The sequence below is a fragment of the Paenibacillus sp. FSL H8-0034 genome, assembly GCF_038000305.1.
GTDB lineage: Bacteria > Bacillota > Bacilli > Paenibacillales > NBRC-103111 > Paenibacillus_S.
This window is the reverse complement of sequence record NZ_JBBOBS010000001.1, coordinates 1,154,969-1,179,113: the sequence shown is the minus strand read 5'-3', so window position 1 is coordinate 1,179,113 and position 24,145 is coordinate 1,154,969. Positions and strand designations below refer to the sequence as shown.

Below are 24,145 nucleotides of genomic sequence, written 5' to 3'. Positions count from 1 at the left end.
GTAAAACGCGCCCTCTCCAGAGGACGCGTTCTACAGAAATAATCTATGAGTTCTATACATCATGGCTACCTCTGGATTCTGCAAAAAATGTTTTCAGCTTATCCAAGGCTCGTTTCTGGATTCGTGAAACGCTCATCTGTGAAACCTCCAGCTCTTGAGCGATCATTCTTTGCGACTGGCCCTCCACATAAGCAAGATGAAGCACCTGCTGCTCCTCAGGCTTCAATTGACGCATAGCTTCCTCGATATCAAGCCGCCTCTCCAGCTGCTGAAAATCGTCTTTGTCAGTACCCAACAGATCACCGATGGTAGCCCCGTTTTCTTCCGTGGAAAGAGGTGTATCCAGCGAGACATAGTGGTAATACTCTCTTCCTGCCAAAATTTCGATCGTTTCCTCAACGGTTAATTCCACGTCAGCAGCGATCTCCTCTACATTCGGTGAACGCTCCAGGATCACTGTCAGGCGATCTATCGCTTCTTGAATCCGACCGCCCTTTTCCTTTACCCGCCTCGGCACCTGAACATACCAGGATTTATCCCGCAAGTAATTTTTCATATGCCCAATGACACTTTTCATCATATAAGGCTCAAACTGCACGCCTTGCGCAACATCGAATTGCTTAAAAAGTCGAAGCATCGACATTTGTCCCACTTGATATAAATCTTCGAAGAGGTCCGGACGATTGCGCGACATTTTACCTGCTGCCATTTTTACAAGGGATTCATACTTTAGCAGTAGCGTTGTTGCGACTTCATTACTTCCCGTTTCCTGATACTGTGTGATCAGCTCATGGGTATTGAATGCCGGTCTCTCAGAATTTAATTTCATACAAGTTCCTCACTTTTACTCAGCCATTTTGTCAAAATGACCTCTGTGCCTCCGTTGCTTTTCACTTCGACTTCATCCATCAAAGCCTGCATGAGATAAATACCCAAACCACCGATATTGGCTTCATCCAACGTTTGCTCATGCAAGGACTGCGCTTGCTGAACCTTTTCTGCATAATTAAAGCTGGCTCCCTCGTCCTTAACGGAGATCCGGATACCGGTTTCGAGCAGTTCAAATTTCACATCCATGGTTCCCGATCGCCCAGGCTCATAAGCATGTACGACTGCATTGTTGCATGCTTCGGCAACTGCAACCTTCATGTCTTCAATTTCCTCATAAGAAAAACCAACCTTGCTGCATAGACCATACAACGTCAACCTTACCACATCAATAAATTCCGCATCCGCAGGCAGAGTCATACAGACCATTCGATTGTTCCCATTCATATCGTCGCTTCTTTCCTTTCTAATTCGTATTATTCGAGGATTGTTGGATAAAAGATGTCAAGCCGGTCATATCGAATAAACGCTGAACCTTAAGCGGAATCTCCACCACTTCAATAGGTGCTTTCAACACGTGTCTGGCTTTTAACAAGGATAAAATCACACCAATTCCCGTACTGTCGATATACTGAAGGTCCTTTAGATTAAGGATAAGCTTGCGTCCTGTATCTGCTACATAAGGGTCAGCGGCAGCCCGCAGCTCAGCAGCCTTGGACAAATCCAATTCTCCCTTTAAATGCAGCAGCCAGCTGTCCGCTGTAGCCTCTTTCTCTATCTCAAATACATGTTGACGATTCATTCAAGTAGTTCCTCCTTCAAATCACCTTATAAGGGTGTACAATATATCTTATCTTTACCCTAACCCAAAGACTTCGAAACAGCAATTACGAATTATTTTGCTACCGCTGCTTCTTGCCTTCTATGTTTGATCTGGTGCCAGATATCAAGCACAAGTGGAATTGTGTTGATTGCTTTCGCAATCTTACTGGTAGTCGGGGAATATGCTTCACTAGCCACCTTCTCCTTAATGGTCCTCGCAACAGATACCGATGCATTTTTCACCGATTTTGTAATTTCATCCACCGCTTCACCGACCTGCTTCACTGAATGAAAAGTAGGCTCCAAGCTATGCAGTTTATTCAGCACATCCACTGTGACAGCATTGGTATGACGAAGCACATCCGATGCTTCTTTAGTAACACCCACAACATGATTCTGCAGATCGTGGATCGTTGTATTGGTTTGGACCAATAGAGCTGACATCGACCTTAAAGTTGTGATCAAAAACACAACCAACACTACAAAAGCCAAAGCTACCGCTGCAACACTAATTTCAATAATCATACTATTCATACGATATCCTCCTCCATATGTACCCCTGAGTTTACCTGCTTCAGTTATGTTACTCATTACCCCTAAGGCCGTTATTTGAACCATTGATTCAACCGTATTTTACAAGGGTAATGGAAGTCATAAGCAGGTATCACCAACAACCTAAACTAAAAGGAGAGATCTACTATGGATGAGTTCAAAACCGAGAAGGTCAATACATCGGAAACACGTCTGGACAAAGGACAGGTCGCTTCTACCTTTATCAAGTATGCGGCTTACATCATTATTTTCTTCGGCTTTCTATACTTTATCGTCAAGTACGTATTCCCGGCTTTTCATTAAGTGACGGCAGCAAGCATCCATCGCAGAGCTATGTAAAATAAAAGACGTTAGCAGATGGGGATTAATTACCATAATCCCCATCTGCTAACGTCTTTTTAATGAAGCCAATCATCATGCATTAAATACTCCTACTGATTGCCTGCATGAAAATAGCTAACGGATTTGATGTGATTATCATGAGGATCCATGAAAATTTTGAAGGCCATATTGCCTTTTTTATAAACAATCCCATCCTCACTAATGAAGTAAGGCATCCCTAGTCTGTCCTTAAGCTTATCAAAAGGAAAGCTGATCCCATCGATCTCAACTTTTCCAACTGCTGCACCGACGATAATGCTTTGAACTGCGCCGTCCACGACATTGATTTCACAGTCCTTGAAAAGGTAAGTACGCGAAGATTTTATGAATTCATCCTGGATCATGCTTAGAGGTTCTCCTTTAAGCTCAACAATCGTTTTTAAATCATCAGATAAAGCAATCCCGTTGACTGAGCCAAACCGCAGAAGAGATGAAGGTGTTTCGGAAGCCGAAGTTACAGCAGCCGTAACCTCAGGAGTCGTATAAGTGGCTGTGGTGATGTCTGTGGCCGCGATATTCTCGGCTAATGCAGACACACTTGTGGTTAGCACAGGATGTTCGTATTCCTGATATTGCGTCCATAAACCACCCGTTACCAGCATGGCTAATGGTAAACCCACTCCAAGCAGCTTATTCATGAGCTTCTCCTCCTAAGAGTTTTTGCCAAGCAACACCGGCTTCGTAAGCAACTTTTGTTGAAACTCCTTCATGAGCCATCCTCGCTTGAGTATTGCTGGCTTCAAATTATCTTCTGGGTTTTGCAAAGCTAGTCAACTATAGCATGTTAAGGTTTAACAGCTTCAGCCGGATTTTGCTCATCTATATGGTTTACGCAGCTGTTACCCGATTCGTGCATGAGAGAAGCTTAGCCAATCATTTCTACAAGCAGTTTATTGGCTGGAATATATACTTTAGGCAGTTTTTCACCTTTAGCATAAATAATTTCCTTGTCACCTATGACAGAAACACCATTGCTATTAGGAATTCCGAGGCTGACGCCATCATGAATAATTGCATTTTCACCAATAATTGCTTTGTGCAGCGTTACGCCTTGACCGATCACAGCACCCGGCATAATCACACTGTCATAAATCCGGCTGCCTTGACCAATCTTGGCTCCTGCCGATACTACGGAGCGCTCAACCATTCCTTGGATACTGCAACTATCATACACCAACGAGTGGCGAATCATACCTGTGGTTTCCTTAAAAAGTCGAGGTTCTCCACGTACAACTGTATGCAAAGGCCAAGCTTGCGAATGGATAGCAAACTTAGGGTTATCCCCCAACAAATCCATATGCGCTTCCCACAGACTGTCCAAGGTCCCTACATCCTTCCAATACCCGTCATAGGCAAAAGCATTCATCCTGGCTCCACTCTTCAGCATAGCGGGTATAACATCCTTGCCAAAGTCATGACTGGATAGGCTGATCCTTGCATCCTGCTTCAAGTATTGCTGCAAGAAAGCTGTATCGAACACATAAATACCCATGGAAGCCAGATTACTTACAGGCTTGTCCGGCTTTTCCGAGAATTCGGTAATGCGTCCATACTCATCCGTGTTCATAATTCCGAAGCGGCTGGCTTCAGCCCAAGGAACAGCTGTTACGGCAATCGTGGCCATAGCTTTCGTGTCCCGATGCTGCTTGATGAGCTTACTATAATCCATTTGATATATATGATCTCCAGACAATACAATCACGTATTCAGGCTGATGGCGTTCGATAAAGTGCCAATTTTGGTAAACGGCATCGGCAGTTCCTGTAAATCCATCCTTACCTACATGCTCCTGAGTTGAGCATAGAATAGCCACTTCTCCCTGCTCGCTGTCTTGAAGCCATGGTGATCCTGCACCAATGTGCTGGTGCAAGGCCTCAGGCCGGTATTGAGTCACAACACCGATGTGCTGGATGCCCGAATTTCGGCAATTGCTTAATGCATAATCGATCATTCGCGCAGCCCCGCCAAAATGAACAGCAGGTTTCGCTTTGTGATGTGTCAAGACACCGAGTCTGCGTCCCTCCCCTCCGGAAAGTAACATTGCCACACATTCCCTCTTGCCCATTCCTTATCACCAGACCCTTCATTAGTTTCATCTTTCCCTTTATGATCTCCTAATCTCTATTAAACGATGAGGAAATCATTGAAACATTGGGTTCAGAAGCAAAAAAAAGCAGCCCTGCCATAATGGCCAAGCTGCTGCTTCCTTATTTTGCTTATCCAGTTAAATTGTCCACTCCGCCTACCTTGGCACGTATCGTAAATATGAATAACGCGCCATTGGTGTAGTCGGGATCAAGGCGAATCGTTCCACCCAGCAATTCGGCCAGGTTTTTGCAAATAGCTAATCCAAGCCCGGTTCCTCCATACTTTCTCGTCGTCGAAGAGTCGAGCTGTGAGAACGGACGAAACAGCTCGTTTCTTTTTCCTTCCGGTATGCCAACACCTGTATCCCTTACGCAAAATTCCAGCTCGATTTCCTCATCGTAAGTTTTGAGCATGGCCACACTCAGATATACGCCACCCTCTTTGGTAAACTTTACAGCATTTCCAATTAAGTTCATTACGATTTGCTTTAATCTGGCTTCGTCACCAACGAGATACTCCGGCAGCTGAGGATCCACTTCAAAAGCCATGTCAAAAGACTTTTTACGTCCATCCAGCTGAAATAAATCAAACACTTCCTGTAAGCTCGAACGCAGATGGAACAGCTCCTCGCTTTTTTCCATCTTGCCGGATTCGATCTTCGAGAGATCCAATATATCATTGAGAATCGCCAGCAAGGAGGCGCCACTCTTGCGGATCGTCTCGGCAAGCTCCAGCTGCTCTGCACTTAGCTCTGTATCCATTAACAGATCGGCCATCGCCAAAACACCATTCAAGGGAGTGCGAATTTCATGGCTCATCACAGCCAGGAATTCAGATTTAGCCCGTACGGCCTGCTCCGCGGCTTCTTTGGCAAGCTCCAGCTCCTCATTGCGTTCATTTAAGAGTGCTGTCTGCTGCTGCAGCTTCAGCTGGGTCAAATAAATATGGACGAAGCCGGCAATTTTAGAACGCAGCACGTGAGGAATCACGGGCTTTACCATGTAGTCAATCGCTCCCACCGAATAGGCGGTGAAGGACTGGTCACGCTCTCCGTAAGCGGCTGTTACAAAGATAATCGGAATATCCTTGGTCCTTTCGCGGGATTTAATCCATTGCGCGGTTTCAAACCCGTCCATTCCCGGCATTTGCACATCCAGAACGATGACAGCAAAGTCATCGGAAAGCAGACAACGAAGCGCCGCCTCCCCCGAGTTCGCTTTGACCAAAAGATATTGCTGGTCTCCCAGCACCGCTTCCAAAGCCAGTAAATTTTCTGTCTGGTCGTCTACCAGCAAAATACGAATCGGCTCTATCATAGTCGCTGCTCCATTCTTTTGAGTCTGCTGTCCGTTCATTTCCGTTTGCAATACAGCTTTTCCTGCGGGTTCACCAGCTCATAACAATCTGAATATTTGGTAAAGGTAATCGTCTCTTTGTCACCCAACACAAGAAATCCCGACTTGCACAGGCTTTCGTAAATAAGCTCATGAACCCTTGTCTGCAGGTCAGCATTAAAATAGATCATGACGTTACGGCAAAGAATGACGTGGAATTCATTAAATGAACGGTCAGTTACGAGATTATGCTGGGCAAATACGATATTATTGCTGAGTACGGAATGAAAGGTCGCAGCATTGTCGCTGGTTGAGTAATATTTGGAAAACTCATTTTTGCCACCAGCTATAATATAGTTCTTCGTATACTCCCTCATTTTATTGAGGGGGTACGTCCCCGCTTGTGCATATTCCAATACATCCTCGCTCATATCGGTTGCATACAGGGTCGTACGATCGTACAACCCTTCTTCATGTAAGAGGATCGCCATGGAATACACCTCTTCTCCCGAAGAACAACCGGCGTGCCAGATGCGTATTGATGGCAGATTGCGCAGAATCGGAACGATATGCTTTCGAAAATAAGCAAACATACGCGGATCGCGAAACATTTCCGTTACATGGATGACTAGCTCCGATACTAATCTTTTCATACTATCATGATCATGGAGTACCTTAGCTTGAAGCTCGGATACCGACTGCAGACGTTCCGCATAGACCCGGTTCCATATTCGGCGTCGAAGCGAAGGATAAGAGTAATTGCGAAAATCGTAGCCGTATAATCGAAACATGCCCTCGAGCAGCAGCTGTATTTCTACTTTCTCCCGTTCCTCATCCGAAAACCCACGCAGCTGCTCCAGTACTCCAGATGGCTGTTTTGGTTTGTCCAATGGCATTGTCCCCTTCCCTCTGTACGTTCTTCTATGGTGAACTGCTGATTAATCTTATTGGCATAACCAAACACGAATTAACGAGAGCAGCTGATCCGTATGAATCGGTTTCGTAATATAATCGGAGGCACCGGCCTGAATACATTTCTCCCGATCATCCTTCATCGCCTTTGCGGTCAAAGCAATGATTGGCAGCTGTTCAAAGCCCGGCTGTTTACGAATTTGGCGCATCGCCTCATAACCGTCCATTTCCGGCATCATAATATCCATCAGCACGATGTCATAATCCGAATCTGTACGCAGCCGATCCAGAGCTTGCTTACCGGTTTCCGCAAAATTAACGATCATGTCAAAGCCCTCCAGCAAATTGGAGAGTGCAAACACATTGCGGATATCATCATCAACCAGCAGTACTTTTTTGCCTGTAAACATCTCTTCCTTGCTGTGCAGCTTGCGCAGAATCTGCCTTTTCTCCTCAGGAAGATTATCCTCAACCCGATGTAAGAAAAGCGAGGTTTCATCCAATAATCGTTCAGGCGACCTGACATCTTTTATGATGATCGATTCCGCGTATTTTTTCAACCTTAGCTTCTCCTTTTGCTCCCATACCTGGTGCGTATAAATCACAATAGGTAGTCCACGCAGCTCAGCGGCCGATTTGATTTGATCGAGCAGCTCAAATTCTTTTAAATCGTCAGGACCCATATCAATGACCATGCAATCAAAAGACTCCCGCTGCAGACATTGCCAAGCTTCCTGCCCCCCGTCTGCTGCCACAATATGTACGTCATCGTGACCGATAAGCTCCATCATATTATGTCGTTGAACGGAATCCTTGCTGACAATGAGCAGCTTGCGCGGCCCTTTCTCCAGAAAAGCTTCAATCTGGGCAAAAGCTTCCTCCAGACGATCCTTGCCGGAAGGCTTCTGCAAATAGGCAATCGCCCCCATAGCAAGCCCCTGCTGAACCTCATCGACGACTGAAATCACATGAACCGGAATATGACGCATTTCCGTATCGTTCTTTAGCTGTACGAGAATCGACCAGCCATCTATGATAGGCAGCTGGATATCGAGCAGAATCGCATCAGGCTTGTACTGCTTGGCCAAGCGAAGACCAGATTCCCCATCCAGAGCTATCAATACTTTGAAGCTGCGTTCACGAGCCATATCGGCAAGTATACTGACAAAATGGATGTCATCCTCCACGAGCAGCAATACACGGTCTTCTCCTCCAATGGAGTCCCGGTCATCCAGCAACAGCAGGTCGTTTGTCTGAGCCTGCAATTCCTTATGTGATGTCGGCTGCTCTTGAGCAGGCAGAGGCAAGGATAAAGCAATAACGGGATCAGGAGAAGCCGCTTGCCGCGGTTCAGTAAAAAATGCTTCCAATTCGGCAGCAGCAGCTATTTCCCGATTTCCGCTTTCGTCGCTTGGTATCGCATGATGAGGCACGTACAAGGTGAACACGCTGCCTTGCCCTTCCGTACTATCCAATTCGATAGTCCCGCCAAGCAGATTGGCCAGCTGCTTACTGATCGAGAGGCCCAATCCGGTACCGCCATACTTCCGACTTGTGGTGCCATCCGCCTGCTGAAAGGCTTCAAAGATCATGCGGCTTTTCTCTGAAGGGATGCCAATCCCCGTATCGGTTACCGAAAAGGCTAATATCGAAGGATCCTTCTCTACAGGTGCTATATGAACAGAAACGCTGCCCTCATTCGTAAATTTAAACGCGTTGGACAGCAGATTTTTCAAAATTTGCAGCAATCGCATACTGTCCGTAAACATATGCTTGGGTGTGAGCTTATCCACTTCAAATTGAAATTTCACATTTTTCTTTCTCGATATGGGCATGAAGGCTTTCATTAATGATTCCTTCACATCACATACGAGTATATTATCGTACTGAATATCCATTCGTCCTGATTCTACCTTGGCTAAATCCAGTACATCATCAATCAACCTGAGCAAGTCTGTTCCAGAAGAAAGAATCGTTTCGGCATACTCGACCTGCCTGTCGCTCAAATTGCCTTCCTTATTCTCTTTAAGCAGCTGAGATAAAATAAGCAAGCTATTCAGCGGCGTACGGAGCTCGTGTGACATATTAGCCATAAATTCCGACTTATACTTGGAGGCAAATGCCAGTTCTCGGGCCTGCTTTTCCAACGTATCTCGGGCATGTTCAATCTGGCGGTTGATTTCCTCAGTTTCCTGTATTTGCTCCTCCAACAGTCCCGTTTTCTTCCGCAGCTCATCGTTGCTGTGCTCCAGATCTCTCTGCTGCTTCTGCAGCTGCTTTTCGGACATCTGCAGCGCTTCCGTCTGCTGCTCCAGCTTACAGTTGGAAGCTTGCAGCTCCTCCTGCTGAGTAAGCAGCTCCATCGATTGATTTTGCAGCTCGTCGGTCAGCATTTGTGAAATACGCAAAAGCTCCTCCACACGAAGCTGTCCTTTAATCCGATGAATCGTTATCGCTGCAACCTCGTTCAGATGGTCCAATAGCTGCAATTCAAGCTCACTCCATGGTTTGACAGCAGCAATCTCATAGACGGCAATCACCTGATCGGTATGAGTAACCGGCCGAACGGCCAGTGAAACGGTAGGAATGGTACCAAAGGCAGACGAAATTTTAATATAATCAGGGGGCACATCGCTCATTGTTATCGGTTGACCGTTCTTAACCGCTTGTCCAATCAAGCCTTGTCCAGGTTGTACGTGCTCTACAGTAGGGTGCTCAGGCATGGCATACGTACCTTTCAAAACAATATTGCGCTCACTACCCTCCTGCTCCACAATGTACATCGCCCCGCTCTGAGCTCCCACAATACGACATAAAGCATCGATGAACTTCTCCGATGCTTCCTCCAGCCGTTGTGTATCCTGCAATTGCGTAGACACCTCAGCAATATTGGTTTGAAGCCATGCGCGGTCCGCGTTAAGCTTGTTCAATTTACGCTCATTGTGGGTCGTGCCTTCCAGATCATCCGTGATAGTATTGAAAATATGAGCAATTTCTCCGAATTCGTCCGTAGTTTTTACCGCTACCCGATACGAGCCTGAGCTGCCTCCCCCATTGCCAAAGTTAGAAATAATACCTGACAGCATGCCAAGACCACGGGTTATCCCCAGAACGATCCAGAACATAATAGCGACACTTAACAGCAAACTAACTATGGTTAGCATTCCTGTGTACATGTAGGTTCTACGACTTTCCTCCTGGGCGCTTTCCATAGCTTGAATCAAGGCATCATTCTGATACAGACTCGCTGCCGCGATACTATCCAGAAACTCCTGCTGATAGGTCAGACCATCTTCAGATCGCAAGCTATTGGCTTGATCTTTTTTATTGGCCCGGGTTAAATTGACGATATCATTTTTGTAATCCAGGAACTGCTTGCCTTTCTTCATCATATCTACTGCCAGCTGCTGTTCGTTCGGACCTTTAAACAAATTCTGGATCTGCTCCATCGAAGTGTTCACCTTCTGCGTAGAGGTACGAATCGCTTCAAGTATTTTGGCGTTGGAGCCCGGATCCTCATTCAAAAGCAAATTGGCCACATACTTAGCAAGCTCAGCCGTATCATTACGCAGCGTGGAAGCGATTTGTACCTTCGCATAACGGTTACTGAATATTTCATTCATGCTCTTATCCAGCGTAGTTAACCGGTTAATCCCGATTCCCGCCAAAGCAAACATCAGGAGCATCAATATGCCAAAGCCCAGAAACAGCTTTGTTTTTATTTTCATCATGTATTTCACCTTTCTTCCTGCAAACCTGATCGACACACCGGCTATCTCGCGCGGACCATTACCATACAAATATCATCCTCCTGCTGATCACGAATTTCCAGCGGCAGCAGCTTGTCTACGATATAAGCCAAATCTTGACCTGAGCAGGCCTTCAATCCATCCGTCAGCTTCTCAATTTCATCAAGTCCGTCTTCTTCCAGCGCCTCCAGCAGCCCGTCCGTAAACAGAAACAGTTCGATTTCATTATCGTAGGAGAGCACACCCTTTTGAATGTCCATTTGCTCAAAAAATCCGACCGCAAAGCTGCCCTTATTGAGCTGAACAGGAGGTTTGTCCCGTTCAAACAGCAAGGCAGGGGGGTGTCCAGCATTCACATACTCAATGGTTTTGTTATGGGTATCGATCACCAAATAAATCGCGGTAAAGTAATAGCTGACCGACGAATTTTTCTTATTCAGCTGACTCATATACCGGTTTAATTCGGCAATAACCATCTCAGGAGCTACAAAACGGGTAATTGTGTCCTGCATAACCGAGGAAATAAACATGCATACGAGTGAAGAGGAAATTCCGTGGCCCATCATATCCAGCAATATGATGCCATAACGATGATCATCCAGACGATACCAGGAATACAGATCTCCAGCCAGCTCGAATGAAGGATGATACGATGCGGATATGCTTAGCTCATCTCGATGAATCGGCTGACTCAGAACGCTGCTCTGAACCTGCTTGGCCAAATCCAGCTCACTGCGTATACGCGCCTCATTTTCTTTGTGCCAGTCCTTTTCAAACTTCAGGCGCAGGGCGACCCGAATTCGTGCAATCAGCTCCACCTTGTTGATAGGCTTCATAATGTAATCGATCGCTCCGGCTTCCAGAACATCAGCAAGCAGGTTCGAATCACCAACTGCCGTAACAATGATGATCGGTATATCCCGTAAGCTTTCCTGCTTCTGTATGCGCCGACAGGCCTCAAGTCCATCCATTTCGGGCATCATCATATCCAGTAATATCAAATCAATAGAAACCTTGGGCTGGCCATCTGATTCCGCATTCAATAACGCCAGCAGTTCTATTGCCGACTCCATCTTAATGAAATGCTCGTATCCCGCACTCTTTAATATTTTCTCGATTACCATTAGGTTAACCGGGTTATCGTCTACAATTGCGATGCTCATAGTGGGTCCCCTTATTAGTTGAGTTACGTAATTAATTCTCTGTTAAGTATAACTTAGTTCTACTATGTATGTAACCTTGTGTCGGTGCATTGAATCACGTTACTTGTTTCAATTACCATTTATAAGGTTAATGAACCTTATATTTTATCCAAGCGCTGGAAAAATTAATGGATGAAAGACTTCATGAAACCGTTTTCTTTTGTAAAAAAGAAAGGAGCGATATGATGAATAACAAGGTGAAATTGGTGACGCATGAGGAACAGGCGATTATGGAGATACGCGCTTTTCAACGGGAAGGTTACACACTGGAGGAAATTTATGTAATCGCCCATGATGATGGAACTACAGAAGGTCTTAGTAAATTAATGTCAACCAATAAAGTGGGTATGCATGAGCAAGGACTTGCAAATACGTTCACCAATTTATTTCGTTCTCGTGGTGACCAGCTGCGTGTCAAGATGCACTCCTTAGGACTATCCAAGGAAGAGGCGGATCGATATGAGCAAGAGCTGGACAAAGGTAAAATTATGGTGATGGCATGGAATGATGACGCTGACCTGGATGGGCTGGAAACGGATTGGACAAGCCTGCGGCGAGAGGATACTGCTGTGGCAGAACGTACGCGGATCTACACAACAGAGCGTACGAGAACACGAGGAATCTGGTAGTTGAATAAAAAGCCATTCCCTATGTGTAATGATAAGGAATGGCTTTTGATATGCAGCGGCATTAAAGATTATTTGCCTTGATGGAGTAAACTTAACAAATTCTCCAAAGCACGGGCGGTTTCGGCACGAGTGGCAAATGCCGCAGGCGCAAAAAGACTTTCCGTACGCCCTGACAGAAGCTTAAGCTCAAGTGCCGCTTCAATCGAAGATGCAGCCCAGCCCGCCGCTTGGGTCTGATCGGCAAATGATAATAGCTGAGTAGCTGTACCAGAACGGTTACGGACTGCTGACTGTGCCTGTGAATCATATGCGCGTACAAGCAGCACCGCAAGCTCCTGACGGGTTAACCGTTCATTGGGTGCAAAGTGATTCGAATCGCTGCCCTGTATCAGACCGGCCTTCACAGCTGAGGCCACAACAGCTTGAAACCAATCGCTCTCCAACACATCGCTGAAGGGCGCAGCTGCAGGAGAAGCCGGCAAATGAAGTGCCCTTGCTAGCATAGAGGTAAACTCCGCCCGAGTCGTTTCCTGGCTTGGCCGAAAGCGCAGCGGCTCCACGCCATTCACAATGCCCTCACGACTTAAGTTGTCAATCGTAGTGTAGGCCCAGTGAGACGGTGTCACATCCGCGTAGCGCTGTCCCGGAACAGGCTTATGGATCGTGAACGAGTCTACGCTGCTGCCATCGCGAGCTGTCACTTTGAACGTTAAATCTTCTTTGGCCACCGTGACTGCCGAAAAAATTTGCGTATTATCATCAAATTTAACCTTCATCCATGGGTAGTCACCCATATCATAAAACTTGGGTCCTGCTGTACCTCCAATCACATAGGTAGTGCCTTCTCCCTCTGCTACATTTTGGCCTTTATATAATGGCCAGCTGCGCATATAGGCATGGTCATGACCTGTCAGCACGAGATCAACCCCTGCTTCGTCAAAGATCGGTGTCCACGCATCTCTCACATCAAGACTCGCGCGTGCGGCATGGCTCTGGTAAGGCGAACGATGGAACGCAACGATTTTCCAAGGCAGTTCACTAGCCAACATATCCTCGCGAAGCCAGGCAGCCTGCGCCGATAAATTGCCCTCGCTATTGAGCACGGCCAAATGCACAGAACCGTAATCCAAAGAATATGCCAGCTCCTTCTCTCCTATAGGCCCGTTTTGCGGCAGCTGGAACTGGGCACGAAAATTTTTCGTTCCGGTTTTCAACACATCATGATTGCCAAGCGTTGGCACCATATTGAGCCCAGGCAGCTTATCTTTGGCCGCTTCAAACCAGCGTTCCCAATGTGCCTGCGAGTAACCAACATCGACAATATCACCGGAAAGCAGCAGGAAACGTGCATCTGGCTGTTGATCGAGCGCCTTATTCAGCATTTCGCCCCAAACGCCATACCCGCTAACGCTCGTTGGATCGGCCGCAGCTTGTGTATCAGACACAAATAAAAAAGTAAAGGGCTGCTGCTCCTCAGGCGCCGTTACAAATTGAAAGGGACCGCTCCATTCCCCATCCTTACCACTTCCCACACGATATGTATAGGATACACCCGGCTGCAAATCAACAGCCTCAGCCTCATGCATCAGCATCTCACCCACGTCAGAGAGAAACGGCACCTCCGTACCTGTAATGTGTTGAGCGCTATTGGAAGGAAAGCCGCCATAATCGGAGGTTTGCATATATTCGACAACTGTTCCCAACCGTCCCTGTGCTGTACGCCACGTAAAGCTTTGGGTAGTTTTGGGATCATGCTGCCAGGTCAGATTAAGATGCTCAGGAAGCTTCGTTCCGATTCCGACCGCCTGGACTCTGTTCGGTATTTTGAACGCCAAAAATATAAGTAAGAGCACAACCGCTAACAGCAGCAAGCCGATAACGCCCCTCCAGCTATTATTCATGGGTAAGCGTTCCATTTTTAACAGACGGTTAGCAGATTTTAGATGATTTGGCTCTCGCATACTTGCCGCCCCTTTTCGATTCTGAATCTAGTATTTCCTATTTATTGCCACTACTTTCCTATTACCACTAAAAGGCTATATAGAAACCTTGTTAGCAGCAGCTGGCTTCGCAGCCCGTCTCCAATTAGTACCGATAACTCCGGCAATGATGGCTGCGCCCCCGATCATCGTATCCAACGTCAGCTGCTCCTGCAAAAAAATAATCCCGCTCGTCACGGTAACCAGCGTCGATACATTGTTAAATACACTCATCTTGGAAGCCTCCATCTTTGACAATGCATAATTGGAGAGAAACGAAGAGCCCAAGGAAGCCATCACACCGAGATAAAGAATAGAACCCACGAACCACATGTTCGTAAAAGGCTCGAAATATTGCCCCAATGTCCCGTTTTCTACATGACGTACAATATTCATACCATTAAAGAATACAAAACCGATAGCTGTCATCGTAAAGGTGATGCTCGTCGCACTAATATTTCGCAGCAGTTTTCTGGCAAGTACCCCATAGCCAGCTAAAGAAATCGCGGAGGCCAGTATCAGCATGTTCCCCTGAAACCCACCGGATTGCCAATGAATCCCCTTGGACACAAACAAATAAGCGACACCTGCAACGGATAACAGGGTTGATAGTTTTTGACGCATACCTGGACTTTCCTTTAGCCAATACATCGCCATTAACAGTGTAAAAATAGGGACGGTCGCCTGAATAATTCCCGCCTCGGATGATGATGTATGAACCATTCCATAAGTTTGAAACGTAAAGAACAGTACCGGATAGATCGCTACCAAGGGCACAATGGCCATAACTTCCTTAAGCTTGAGGTTTAAGCGAAACCAGCCGAGCAGCACCAGAATCGAAGCTGCCGCAAACGATATTGTAAAGCGATGTGCCAGCAGGTCCACAGGATGTGCAGATTCCAGTGCCAATTTGACAAATAAATACGAGCAGCCTATGATGCAGGCGTAAAGAGCCGCGGCTGCATAAACGATTTGATTCGGTTTGTTGTTCATTTTCCCATTCTTCTCTCTGTACGCATGCAGTACATTGGATTTATCGGCCGTTATGGCTTCATAGTAACCGGAAATCAGCTGTGCTACAATGATCAAAACAACGATCTGTACCGATACAGATTATCACGGAGGAGTGAAAAAATGCTGAAGTACGGGCTGCTGTTGAATGAATTGGAGGCATTGATCAAAAGCCATCCATATAAAGAAGGGGACAAGCTTCCATCCATTCGCACGCTGTCGGAGCAATATGGCTATAGCAAAAGCACCGTCATCAAGGCGATGGATGAGCTTGAGAAGCGGCACCGAATTTATTCGATACCGAAGAGCGGTTACTATGTAGTAAAGCGTACGGTAAATGTGGAACAGGAGGAACCGATTCGGATCGATTTTGCCGGGGCCGCTCCGGATTCCGAAATTTTCCCCTATCTGGATTTCCAGCATTGCATCAATAAAGCTATCGATACGTACAAAAACGATCTGTTTGTATACGGCACTTCCAAGGGTCTGCCCTCTCTCATCCAGGTTGTTCATAAACAGCTGGCGAATTATCAGGTATTTACAAGTCAAAACCGACTTTTCATTGTTTCTGGCATCCAGCAGGCTTTATCGATATTGACCTCGCTGCCTTTTCCAAATCGAAAACAGACGATTTTGATCGAACAGCCCAGCTATCATTTGTTTATTGAGCATCTGACAACGCATCAAATTCCGGTTATCGGCATCACAAGAACTGCTCAAGGCATTGATTTGCAGGAGCTGGAGACGCTGTTCCGCACTGCGGATATCAAATTCTTTTATACAATGCCCCGATTTCAGAACCCACTTGGCAGCTCCTACAGCAAAGAGGACAAAATCGCTATAGTCGAGCTGGCCCGCAAATATGATGTGTACATAGTAGAGGATGATTATTTAGCTGATTTGGAGCAGGACAGCAAGGCTGATCCTTTATATGCATATGATACCACGGAACATGTGATTTATTTGAAAAGCTATTCCAAAATTATTTTCCCTGGCTTACGTATTGGTATCGCCGTCATTCCCGAAGTATTGGCGGATCTATTCAATCGTTATAAGCGTCTGCTCGATATCGACAGCTCCATGCTATCACAGGGTGCGCTTGAAATTTATCTCAAAAGCGGGATGTTCGAACGGCACAAGCAGCACATCAGCTCCTCTTATGGACAGCGGGCCCAACTGCTGGCGGATACGCTTCAGCGATTATGTGATCTGTATCCCGGTTTGTTCACTTTTACCCAAGCCAAGCAGCCTTGCATTCATACCCATATCATGCTGAACCCTACGATTTCCATTTCCAGGCTCGTGGCTCAGCTAAAGCCACATTCCATTATCATCGAAGCGATTGATAAGCATTTTTTACCACACTTCCCCAAGGCGCCGATTCTGAAGCTGAATGTTTCCAATGTGAAGGATTCTGCGATTGAACAAGGGATAGGTACGATGGTTAAGTGTCTGGCTTTTGCTACAAAAGCATGATTCTCTTTATGTTCAGTCGAATCGCTGTTAAAACCCAAAAAGAGCTGTGCGCAAACACAGCTCTTCAGGATTCAATTCATGAGCTTCCTACCACTCCGTAACAACGCCATCCTCATTACGCCATACCGGATTGCGCCATTGATGACCAATAGCAGCCATTTCACGTACCTTTGCCTCATCAATTTCAATGCCCAACCCTGGTTTGGTCAGCCGCTTTACAAAACCACCCTCGTAATCGAATACTCCCGGATCGACTAAATAGTCCAACAGATCAGACCCCTGATTGTAATGGATGCCCAGACTTTGTTCCTGAATAAAAGCATTCGGGGTGCAGAAATCCAACTGCAGCGAGGACGCCAATGCAATTGGTCCAAGTGGACAATGCGGGGCAACTGCCACGTCAAAAGCCTCTGCCATCGCTGCGATTTTGCGAACCTCCCAAATGCCGCCTGCATGGCTCAAGTCAGGCTGGATAATATCGACACCGCCGTGTGTCAGTAGTCGTTTGAAGTCCCAGCGTGTATACATCCGTTCGCCCGTGGCAATCGGTACGCTGGAGCCTTTTGTAATTTCATGAATGACCTCATAATTTTCAGCTAATACCGGTTCTTCGATGAACATCGGTTTGAACGGTTCCATCTCCTTGATCAGCACTTTGGCCATCGTCTTATGTACGCGTCCGTGCAAGTCGACACCGATTCCGTTACTATTGCCAATAGCTGAGCGAACAGCAGCCAGACGCTCCACCGCTTCCTCAATTTTGGCAGGAGAATCAATCCACTCCATCTCGGAGGTACCATTCATTTTAATAGCTGTATAGCCCTGAGCAATCTTTTCCTTCGCAGCTTCCGCTACGTCAGATGGCTTGTCGCCGCCGATCCATGCATACACACGCATCTTGTCGCGAACAGGACCGCCAAGTAAATCATAGACAGGCACACCCAGCTTTTTCCCTTTGATATCCCACAAAGCCTGCTCGATCCCCGAAATGGCACTGCTCAGGATCGGACCGCCTCTATAAAAGCCGCCGCGGTACAGCACCTGCCACAAATCCTCAATATTGCCCGGGTCCTTGCCAATCAAATATTCACTCATTTCCTCTACGGCCGTCCGTACGGTATCAGCCTTACCCTCAACGACCGGTTCACCCCAGCCGACAATTCCGTCATCAGTCGTAATTTTCAAAAACAGCCAACGCGGTGGTACTTTAAATAGTTCCATCGATTTAATTTTCATTTTTAATCTCTCCCTTATGAAATTCAGTTAGCATATCTTCCAAATGGCATTTCATCAAAGCTCGAGCCTGTGTCGGGTTGCGTTGTATAATCGCCTGCGCGATCAAATAATGAAATGAAGACGCTTTCTCATTCATCCCCTGCCATTTCATCGATTTACGTCGGCTGTCCACTAACAAGTCACTCATCCGATCCAGCATATGGGACATAATCTCGTTGTGCGAGGCTTTGGCGATTTGATCGTGAAACTCCATATCTTCCTTTAGAAAATCACGTTTTTTTTCCACCTTGCGCTTCATCGTCTCAGCCGTCACCATAATAGCTTCGGCTTCCTCCTGGGTCGCTTTGTCGGCAGCCATCGCGGCAAGCTCCGGCTCTATGATCAATCGCGCTTCCGTTAGCTGCAGCATGGTCGCCCGCTCCAGGAAGTCCAATCGATGTTCCGGTGTTTCTGTCAGCTCACTTTCCACATAGGTGCCGCGGCCCTGCTCAATTCGTAAAATCTTTTGCTTTCCGAGTATACGGACCGCTTCACGAACCGATGAAATGCCTACACCCAGCTCAGCCGAAAGCTGCTCTAGCGGCGGCAGCTGCTCACCCTGCTTCCAATGTCCTTCCTTGATATTCCGTTTGATCTCATCGTAGACGGTTTCATACGTTAACTTTTTGTTCACCATCTCACCTGCACTTCATTTTTTCGTAAATTCATATGATGTGTTATTAATATATTACAATTCATATGATGTTTCAAGCTTTTTTTTGCCTTGGCTCCCAGCCCTTCGATATGCAGATTTCCACCTGACTTCGTGACGAACCGAACACTAACTTCATTCCATTGCTGTCCTTCATATTTTTTGCTCCCAAGCCGCATACTACAAGTACAATACATACCAAGCATGGGCGGGTGAACAGCTTGAAGCACAGCATTTTGGTCATTGAAGACGAGATTAAAATTGCACGGGTCCTGCAGCTCGAACTGGAGCATGAAGGCTACTCGGTGCATTGCGCCAAAAATGGCAGAGATGGACTGGATGCTGCGCTGGAACAAAATTGGGATCTCATTTTACTAGATATCATGCTTCCAAAGCTGAATGGACTTGAAGTGCTCCGGCGTATTCGACAACAAGGCATTCAAATCCCGATTATCCTGCTGACAGCACGGGATACGGTTCCCGACCGCGTCAGTGGTCTGGATCAGGGAGCCAATGACTATATGACGAAGCCATTTGCCATCGAGGAGCTGCTGGCACGTGTTCGCAATCTGCTGCGTATGTCCGCAATAAGCCTTCAAACGCAGCCTACGGGTAGTGAGGGTGCTCACGGAGATGAAATTCATATAGATGGCTTAAGCATGAATATACGTACCCGGCAGGTGAAACGGGAATCACAAGCCATTGAGCTTACAACCAAAGAATTTGATTTGCTCTATTACTTGGCAAGCCGACCTGGGGAAGTGATGTCGCGTGAACAAATTTTGTCACAGGTATGGGGATATGAATTTATCGGGGATACAAATGTAGTGGATGTGTACATCCGGTACTTAAGACAGAAGATCGACCAGGGCTTTCCCAACAAGCTGATCCATACGCTTCGTGGTGTCGGCTATCTGGTCAAAGATGGTGAGACACCCTAGTGAAGCTGCGCACAAAAATAACACTGTTGATCGCTTTTTCCTTGCTGCTGGTTTTGCTGCTCTTCAATGTGATTACCTACATCACGGTCGTCAACATGACAACCCAAAATGAAATCCGCCTTCTATGGGAAGCTGCTCAGCCCATCATGTCGCAGCCTGGGTTATACAACCCTGAACGTTGGAATCGTATTGGCTGGCTTCGGCCTTTTCTTACGCCACAGTCCATGATCCGGATTATCGATACGAACTCACTAGTACAGGCTGATCTGCATTCTGAGGATCAGCTGACCCAAATACCGGCCACCTTCAGCTCCCGTGGGTTTGCCAAAACAATCAAAACAGCCAATACCCTGATCGTTTACATTCAAACTCCCATCATCGATGAAAATAACATAACCCTGGGAGCACTCCAGATGGGGCGTGAATTGGATACACTGGATGAATATTTGCGTGTACTTATTACTGTACTCATGTTTACAACACTTGGGGCGGCTTTCTTTTCCTTAATGAGCGGGATGTATTACACAAGGGTCATTTTACGACCGATACATCGCCTCGCGTTCATTATGGAGGTCAACCAGCAGAACGGTGTGTTCATGCAGATGGCAGTTCCTCCTAATGGACAGCAGGATGAGCTTGGACAATTGGTCCACACTTTCAATACGATGATCGGCAAGCTTGAGCACAACTTCAATCGGCAAAAGCAGTTTTTGGCCGATGCATCCCATGAGCTGAAAACACCTCTGACCATTATTGAAAGCTATGCCGATCTCTTGAAACGATGGGGTGGTAACGATACCGCGCTCCGGGAAGAAGCTATCGAAGCGATTCAATCCGAAGCAGCCCGACTGCGCAACCTGACCCAGTCCCTGTTAACACTTGCCAATACAGAAGCGGAAGGCCAAAAGCTATGGCAAACCTTCGATTTGTTCGAGCTTGTGCGCACAACAGCAGCAGCACTTCAGCAGGCGTTTCATCGATCCATTCTAGTAGAAAGCGAGCAGCCAAATATTCCTCTATACGGAGATCCCGGACAAATCAAACAATTGCTTATCATTCTGCTTGATAATGCGATTAAATACAGCCAAAAGCCGGTCCGTATCAAGCTGATCAAGGATCAGCGGGATGAGCACATCATTGTGCTGCAGGTCATTGATCAAGGGATCGGTGTAGAAATCACGGAGATCCCGCGACTCTTTGATCGCTTCTATCGCGTCGATCAAGACAGAAGCCGTGAAACTGGCGGCAGCGGCTTGGGGCTTGCTATTGCCCGCAATATCGTCCGGCTCCATAAAGGAACCGTCACCATTACAAGCTCAGTCGGTGCAGGAACTCAGGTGACCGTGAAGCTGCCACTCCGATACGATACGCAGGTATCAGACACGCCAGAATCTCACGTCGAAAACTCTCCGTCGCAAGAGACGGAGAGTTGAATGGCGGCAAAAGTATTCATTTTGAAGCTGCTTAATCAGCCTACAACTAACAGCTTGTCCAGCTTAAAGTACTCTGCGTGCCGTCTTATATTTAGATTTCCAGAAGGCGTTGTTCATATTCGATATCGTAACACCCGGCTTCCCATACGTATGCAGCACTTTGCCGTTACCGATATAGATCCCAACATGATGGATTGGGGAATAGAAGAATACCAAATCACCCGGCTTCAATTGACTCTTAGGCACATAGGTACCTACTTTCGATTGCTGCTGGCTGGTACGCGGAAGATGAATTCCATACTTGGCAAATACAAATTGCGTGAACGTTGAACAATCGAAGTTACGGCTCTGTCCCGATGTCGCACCAAATTTGTAAGGTACACCTATATATTTTTTACCCGTAGCAATAACCGAATTAGCTTTGGATGCGCTGTATGCGTATGCTGTATTCGACGGAATCATGGCAGAAACCGAGAATAACATGGATAAGCTGACTGTAGTGGCGATCAATGTTTTACCGATGTGCTGCTTGTTCAAAAATTTCATTTATATTCCCTCCTGTTTTAACAAAAAATTGAATTCCTAGTGGGCTGTACCCTGTCATGCAACGAGTATAACACGCAAAAAAAAGCCAGCATCTACCAAGGGCTTAACGATCCCTTGCTGCTTCTGGCTTTCAATCACTCTATTAGAATCAGATAAGAAAATTTTAATCTTCAGGGGGTTGACAGTGCAAATGCCTGTACTGCTTGTGATTTACGCATGCGCAACAATCTCATTCATGTTCAAAACGCCCACCGGCACACCATCACGATTCGTAGTTCCTTTAAAATAAGTACCTTTTACAGAGCCTAATTTATCCCGCACAGGCTGTATGTTCTCATAGACCGACACTTTGTTTACCTGATCGACGATAAAGCCTATGGATTCACGATGATGTTTGTGAATAATAATACGCGTGGCTGGGGTAAAAACCTCTTCTGTCATACCAAAGAGTGTACGCAAACTAATAACGGGTATGGCTTTTTCACGTAAATATATAAATCCTCGTAAATAGGAATTGTCTTCAGGAGTATCGAAAATGGTCTGCATTTTGATAATCTTATCCACCTCTTGAGTGGCTAGTGCATAATAAGCCTTACCCAGCACGATTTCAATATATTGCTCTTGTAAAAGAATGCTCATCTTGTCATCTCCGGAAGAATTATTTAGGATCATTGCGGGAACCCAAAGGCTCCAGATGAAACAGTTGGATAAAAATACGCACATAATGTTCATCAAATTGCTGGCCGGCATGCAATAACAGCTGATTGGTTGCTTCTCCGACTGACATTCCTTGCCGATACGGACGATTCGAAACCATACAATCAAACGCGTCAATAATCGCACAAATTCGAGCAAAATCCGGAATATTGTGTCCGCTTATACCAGTGGGGTAACCTTCGCCATTCCAACGCTCATGATGAAATTGGACAATTTCTATGATCTCTTTATCCAGATGTCTATACTCTTGCAATAGCTTGGCTCCTATGCTCGGATGAAACTTCATCAAATCCCACTCATGCGGCGCCAATGCAGATGTTTTGTTCAATATCTCTACAGGAATACGCAGCTTGCCGATATCATGCAAAAAACAGCCAGTTACCAAATGATTGGTTTGTCGTTCATTCAGATTTAAACCGCGGGCCATCACTTTGGCCAATGAGGAGACTCTGACACTGTGGTCGTATGTTAGGCTGTCCTTGTCCATCAGTTGATTCATTTCATCAATCATCAACGTGTATTGCATTTGACATTTTGCACCACCCTCCAACAAAATACGACACACATTTACATATATCCTACTGGTGGGGGATTACGCTCCCTCCAGTCATGTCGTACAATAACTGTTGTGCGACAAAAAGGAGGAGAACCATTGATTAATCAAGTATCCGCATTTACTCCGGTATCCCAATATGAACAGCAACAGGAACCCTACACAGACGATCAGATTATCGATATGTTCTTAGCAACTTGCAGTCGTTCCAAATATACGATTCGCAATTATAAGCAGGCTATAGAGCGATTCCGTCAGTTCATTTCCCGCAAATCCTTATCGGAAGTAACCTGGCAAGAAATCGAAGTTTACAAAATCGGCCTGATGAGAGGCTATTATAGCCAAAACAAAAAACCGTTGGCTTCAGCCACGGTTGCGAGCTTTATTGCACCACTTCGTTCTCTTTATAAATGGGGAAGTGATCCCAATATTGCTTTGTTCAAAATGAATCCCACATCATGTGTACGCATGCCCACGATTCAGGTTAACAGCAAGAATCATTATCTGACCAAGCAGGAAGTAGGCAGTCTGCTCAATCAGTTAAAAAAGCAAAGTGATCGGGATTATTTGATCGGATTAACCTTTATTTTAACAGGATTGCGCTTGTCCGAGCTTAGTTCCATCGAATGGAACCATTTTAGTAAAGATGCTATGGAGGCCTCCATGTGGTTAACTGTGATGGATGGAAAGGGTGGCAAACAGCGAACAATCAAAGTTCCGCAGCCTCTCTGGGAACTGTTACTCCAGCATCTCAAATCCGATAAGCCAGATAACAAAAATGAACAAAGGCTTTTCCCATTATCGGGAAGGCAAATCGAGCGTATTATCCAACAAGCAAGCAGACAATGCGACTTGGGTAAGAGCTTCACACCCCATTGGCTTCGGCATACGAATGCTACATTAGCACTACTATACGGCGCTTCCCTGCAACAGGTTCAGGAAAATTTGGGACATTCTCATATCAATACAACACAGCGTTATTTACATACGGTTGAGCAGTTGAAAAAGGCAGCACCCGATTTTGTACATGAGAGTTTGAATGAATATTTATAAAATTCTTTTTAG

23 protein-coding genes are annotated in these 24,145 nt (G+C 46.1%); 6 read left to right on the top strand and 17 right to left on the bottom strand.

From position 1 onward, the window contains the following. Positions 1-52: 52 nt before the first annotated feature. From NST47_RS05380 to NST47_RS05365, 4 genes are all read right to left on the bottom strand, one after another. A complete protein-coding gene (locus tag NST47_RS05380; RefSeq protein WP_076235711.1) occupies positions 53-829 on the bottom strand; it encodes a sigma-70 family RNA polymerase sigma factor in 777 nt (258 codons plus the stop codon). Continuing rightward, positions 826-1,275: an anti-sigma B factor RsbW gene (rsbW, locus tag NST47_RS05375; RefSeq protein WP_341154210.1), complete on the bottom strand. Its 450-nt coding sequence runs from the start codon at positions 1,273-1,275 to the stop codon at positions 826-828. The genes NST47_RS05380 and rsbW overlap by 4 nt, the downstream gene beginning before the upstream one ends. Before the next feature lie 19 nt (positions 1,276-1,294). Beyond that, complete coding sequence (locus NST47_RS05370) at positions 1,295-1,630, bottom strand: STAS domain-containing protein (protein WP_341154209.1); 336 nt, start codon at positions 1,628-1,630, stop codon at positions 1,295-1,297. 92 nt (positions 1,631-1,722) lie between these two features. Beyond that, the gene (locus tag NST47_RS05365; protein WP_341154208.1) at positions 1,723-2,184 is read right to left on the bottom strand and encodes a DUF948 domain-containing protein; all 462 of its coding nucleotides are present in this window, start codon (positions 2,182-2,184) and stop codon (positions 1,723-1,725) included. A gap of 165 nt (positions 2,185-2,349) precedes the next feature. Here NST47_RS05365 and NST47_RS05360 point away from each other — a divergent pair, with 165 nt between their 5' ends. Continuing rightward, positions 2,350-2,505, top strand: coding sequence for a hypothetical protein (locus NST47_RS05360; RefSeq protein ID WP_179097650.1), 156 nt, complete (start codon positions 2,350-2,352; stop codon positions 2,503-2,505). Positions 2,506-2,633: 128 nt separating this feature from the next. Here NST47_RS05360 and NST47_RS05355 read toward each other — a convergent pair whose 3' ends face one another. The 6 genes from NST47_RS05355 to NST47_RS05330 all read right to left on the bottom strand — a co-directional run bounded on the left by NST47_RS05355 (position 2,634) and on the right by NST47_RS05330 (position 11,829). After that, positions 2,634-3,221 (bottom strand): hypothetical protein, encoded by a 588-nt coding sequence (locus NST47_RS05355; protein ID WP_341154207.1) that lies wholly within the window; start codon positions 3,219-3,221, stop codon positions 2,634-2,636. Positions 3,222-3,448: 227 nt separating this feature from the next. After that, positions 3,449-4,630, bottom strand: a complete 1,182-nt coding sequence (locus NST47_RS05350; RefSeq protein ID WP_341154206.1) for a glucose-1-phosphate adenylyltransferase — start codon at positions 4,628-4,630, stop codon at positions 3,449-3,451. Between the two features lie 169 nt (positions 4,631-4,799). Further along, the gene (locus NST47_RS05345) at positions 4,800-6,026 is read right to left on the bottom strand and encodes an ATP-binding protein (RefSeq protein ID WP_341154205.1); all 1,227 of its coding nucleotides are present in this window, start codon (positions 6,024-6,026) and stop codon (positions 4,800-4,802) included. Next, positions 6,023-6,901, bottom strand: coding sequence for a CheR family methyltransferase (locus NST47_RS05340; protein WP_445667350.1), 879 nt, complete (start codon positions 6,899-6,901; stop codon positions 6,023-6,025). The genes NST47_RS05345 and NST47_RS05340 overlap by 4 nt, the downstream gene beginning before the upstream one ends. A 48-nt stretch (positions 6,902-6,949) precedes the next feature. Continuing rightward, on the bottom strand, positions 6,950-10,717 hold the full coding sequence (locus NST47_RS05335; RefSeq protein WP_341154203.1) for a response regulator: 3,768 nt from the start codon (positions 10,715-10,717) through the stop codon (positions 6,950-6,952). Further along, on the bottom strand, positions 10,690-11,829 hold the full coding sequence (locus NST47_RS05330) for a PP2C family protein-serine/threonine phosphatase (protein ID WP_341154202.1): 1,140 nt from the start codon (positions 11,827-11,829) through the stop codon (positions 10,690-10,692). The genes NST47_RS05335 and NST47_RS05330 overlap by 28 nt, the downstream gene beginning before the upstream one ends. 224 nt (positions 11,830-12,053) lie before the next feature. Here NST47_RS05330 and NST47_RS05325 point away from each other — a divergent pair, with 224 nt between their 5' ends. Further along, entirely contained in the window at positions 12,054-12,497 is a 444-nt protein-coding gene (locus tag NST47_RS05325) for a general stress protein (protein WP_341154201.1), read from the top strand. A gap of 68 nt (positions 12,498-12,565) precedes the next feature. Here the strand turns inward: NST47_RS05325 and NST47_RS05320 are convergent, their stop codons facing one another. Together NST47_RS05320 and NST47_RS05315 are read right to left on the bottom strand one after the other, a co-directional pair. Further along, positions 12,566-14,398: an S-layer homology domain-containing protein gene (locus NST47_RS05320; RefSeq protein ID WP_341154200.1), complete on the bottom strand. Its 1,833-nt coding sequence runs from the start codon at positions 14,396-14,398 to the stop codon at positions 12,566-12,568. Positions 14,399-14,533: 135 nt separating this feature from the next. Next, positions 14,534-15,565 (bottom strand): DMT family transporter, encoded by a 1,032-nt coding sequence (locus NST47_RS05315; protein WP_341154199.1) that lies wholly within the window; start codon positions 15,563-15,565, stop codon positions 14,534-14,536. A gap of 45 nt (positions 15,566-15,610) precedes the next feature. Between NST47_RS05315 and NST47_RS05310 the strand changes: the two genes are divergently transcribed. Next, on the top strand, positions 15,611-16,963 hold the full coding sequence (locus tag NST47_RS05310; RefSeq protein WP_341154198.1) for an aminotransferase-like domain-containing protein: 1,353 nt from the start codon (positions 15,611-15,613) through the stop codon (positions 16,961-16,963). An 87-nt stretch (positions 16,964-17,050) separates the two neighbouring features. Here NST47_RS05310 and dgoD read toward each other — a convergent pair whose 3' ends face one another. Together dgoD and NST47_RS05300 are read right to left on the bottom strand one after the other, a co-directional pair. Beyond that, positions 17,051-18,199 carry a galactonate dehydratase gene (gene dgoD, locus NST47_RS05305; protein ID WP_076235701.1) on the bottom strand — a complete coding sequence of 383 codons (1,149 nt, stop codon included), beginning with the start codon at positions 18,197-18,199 and terminating at the stop codon, positions 17,051-17,053. Continuing rightward, on the bottom strand, positions 18,189-18,875 hold the full coding sequence (locus NST47_RS05300; protein ID WP_341154197.1) for a FadR/GntR family transcriptional regulator: 687 nt from the start codon (positions 18,873-18,875) through the stop codon (positions 18,189-18,191). Before NST47_RS05300 ends, dgoD begins: the two co-directional genes overlap by 11 nt. Before the next feature lie 236 nt (positions 18,876-19,111). Between NST47_RS05300 and NST47_RS05295 the strand changes: the two genes are divergently transcribed. Next, positions 19,112-19,831, top strand: a complete 720-nt coding sequence (locus NST47_RS05295) for a response regulator transcription factor (RefSeq protein ID WP_341154196.1) — start codon at positions 19,112-19,114, stop codon at positions 19,829-19,831. Continuing rightward, on the top strand, positions 19,831-21,264 hold the full coding sequence (locus tag NST47_RS05290; RefSeq protein ID WP_341154195.1) for a sensor histidine kinase: 1,434 nt from the start codon (positions 19,831-19,833) through the stop codon (positions 21,262-21,264). The genes NST47_RS05295 and NST47_RS05290 overlap by 1 nt, the downstream gene beginning before the upstream one ends. A gap of 63 nt (positions 21,265-21,327) precedes the next feature. On the opposite strand, the gene NST47_RS05285 is transcribed toward NST47_RS05290, so the two are convergent. From NST47_RS05285 to NST47_RS05275, 3 genes are all read right to left on the bottom strand, one after another. Next, on the bottom strand, positions 21,328-21,810 hold the full coding sequence (locus NST47_RS05285) for a C40 family peptidase (RefSeq protein ID WP_341154194.1): 483 nt from the start codon (positions 21,808-21,810) through the stop codon (positions 21,328-21,330). A 210-nt stretch (positions 21,811-22,020) separates the two neighbouring features. Beyond that, positions 22,021-22,449, bottom strand: a complete 429-nt coding sequence (locus tag NST47_RS05280) for a chemotaxis protein CheW (protein ID WP_262687766.1) — start codon at positions 22,447-22,449, stop codon at positions 22,021-22,023. Between the two features lie 19 nt (positions 22,450-22,468). Further along, the gene (locus tag NST47_RS05275; protein WP_341154193.1) at positions 22,469-23,053 is read right to left on the bottom strand and encodes an HD-GYP domain-containing protein; all 585 of its coding nucleotides are present in this window, start codon (positions 23,051-23,053) and stop codon (positions 22,469-22,471) included. Between the two features lie 126 nt (positions 23,054-23,179). On the opposite strand from NST47_RS05275, the gene NST47_RS05270 reads away from it, so the two are divergent. Further along, the gene (locus NST47_RS05270; RefSeq protein ID WP_341154192.1) at positions 23,180-24,133 is read left to right on the top strand and encodes a tyrosine-type recombinase/integrase; all 954 of its coding nucleotides are present in this window, start codon (positions 23,180-23,182) and stop codon (positions 24,131-24,133) included. Positions 24,134-24,145 lie beyond the last annotated feature (12 nt).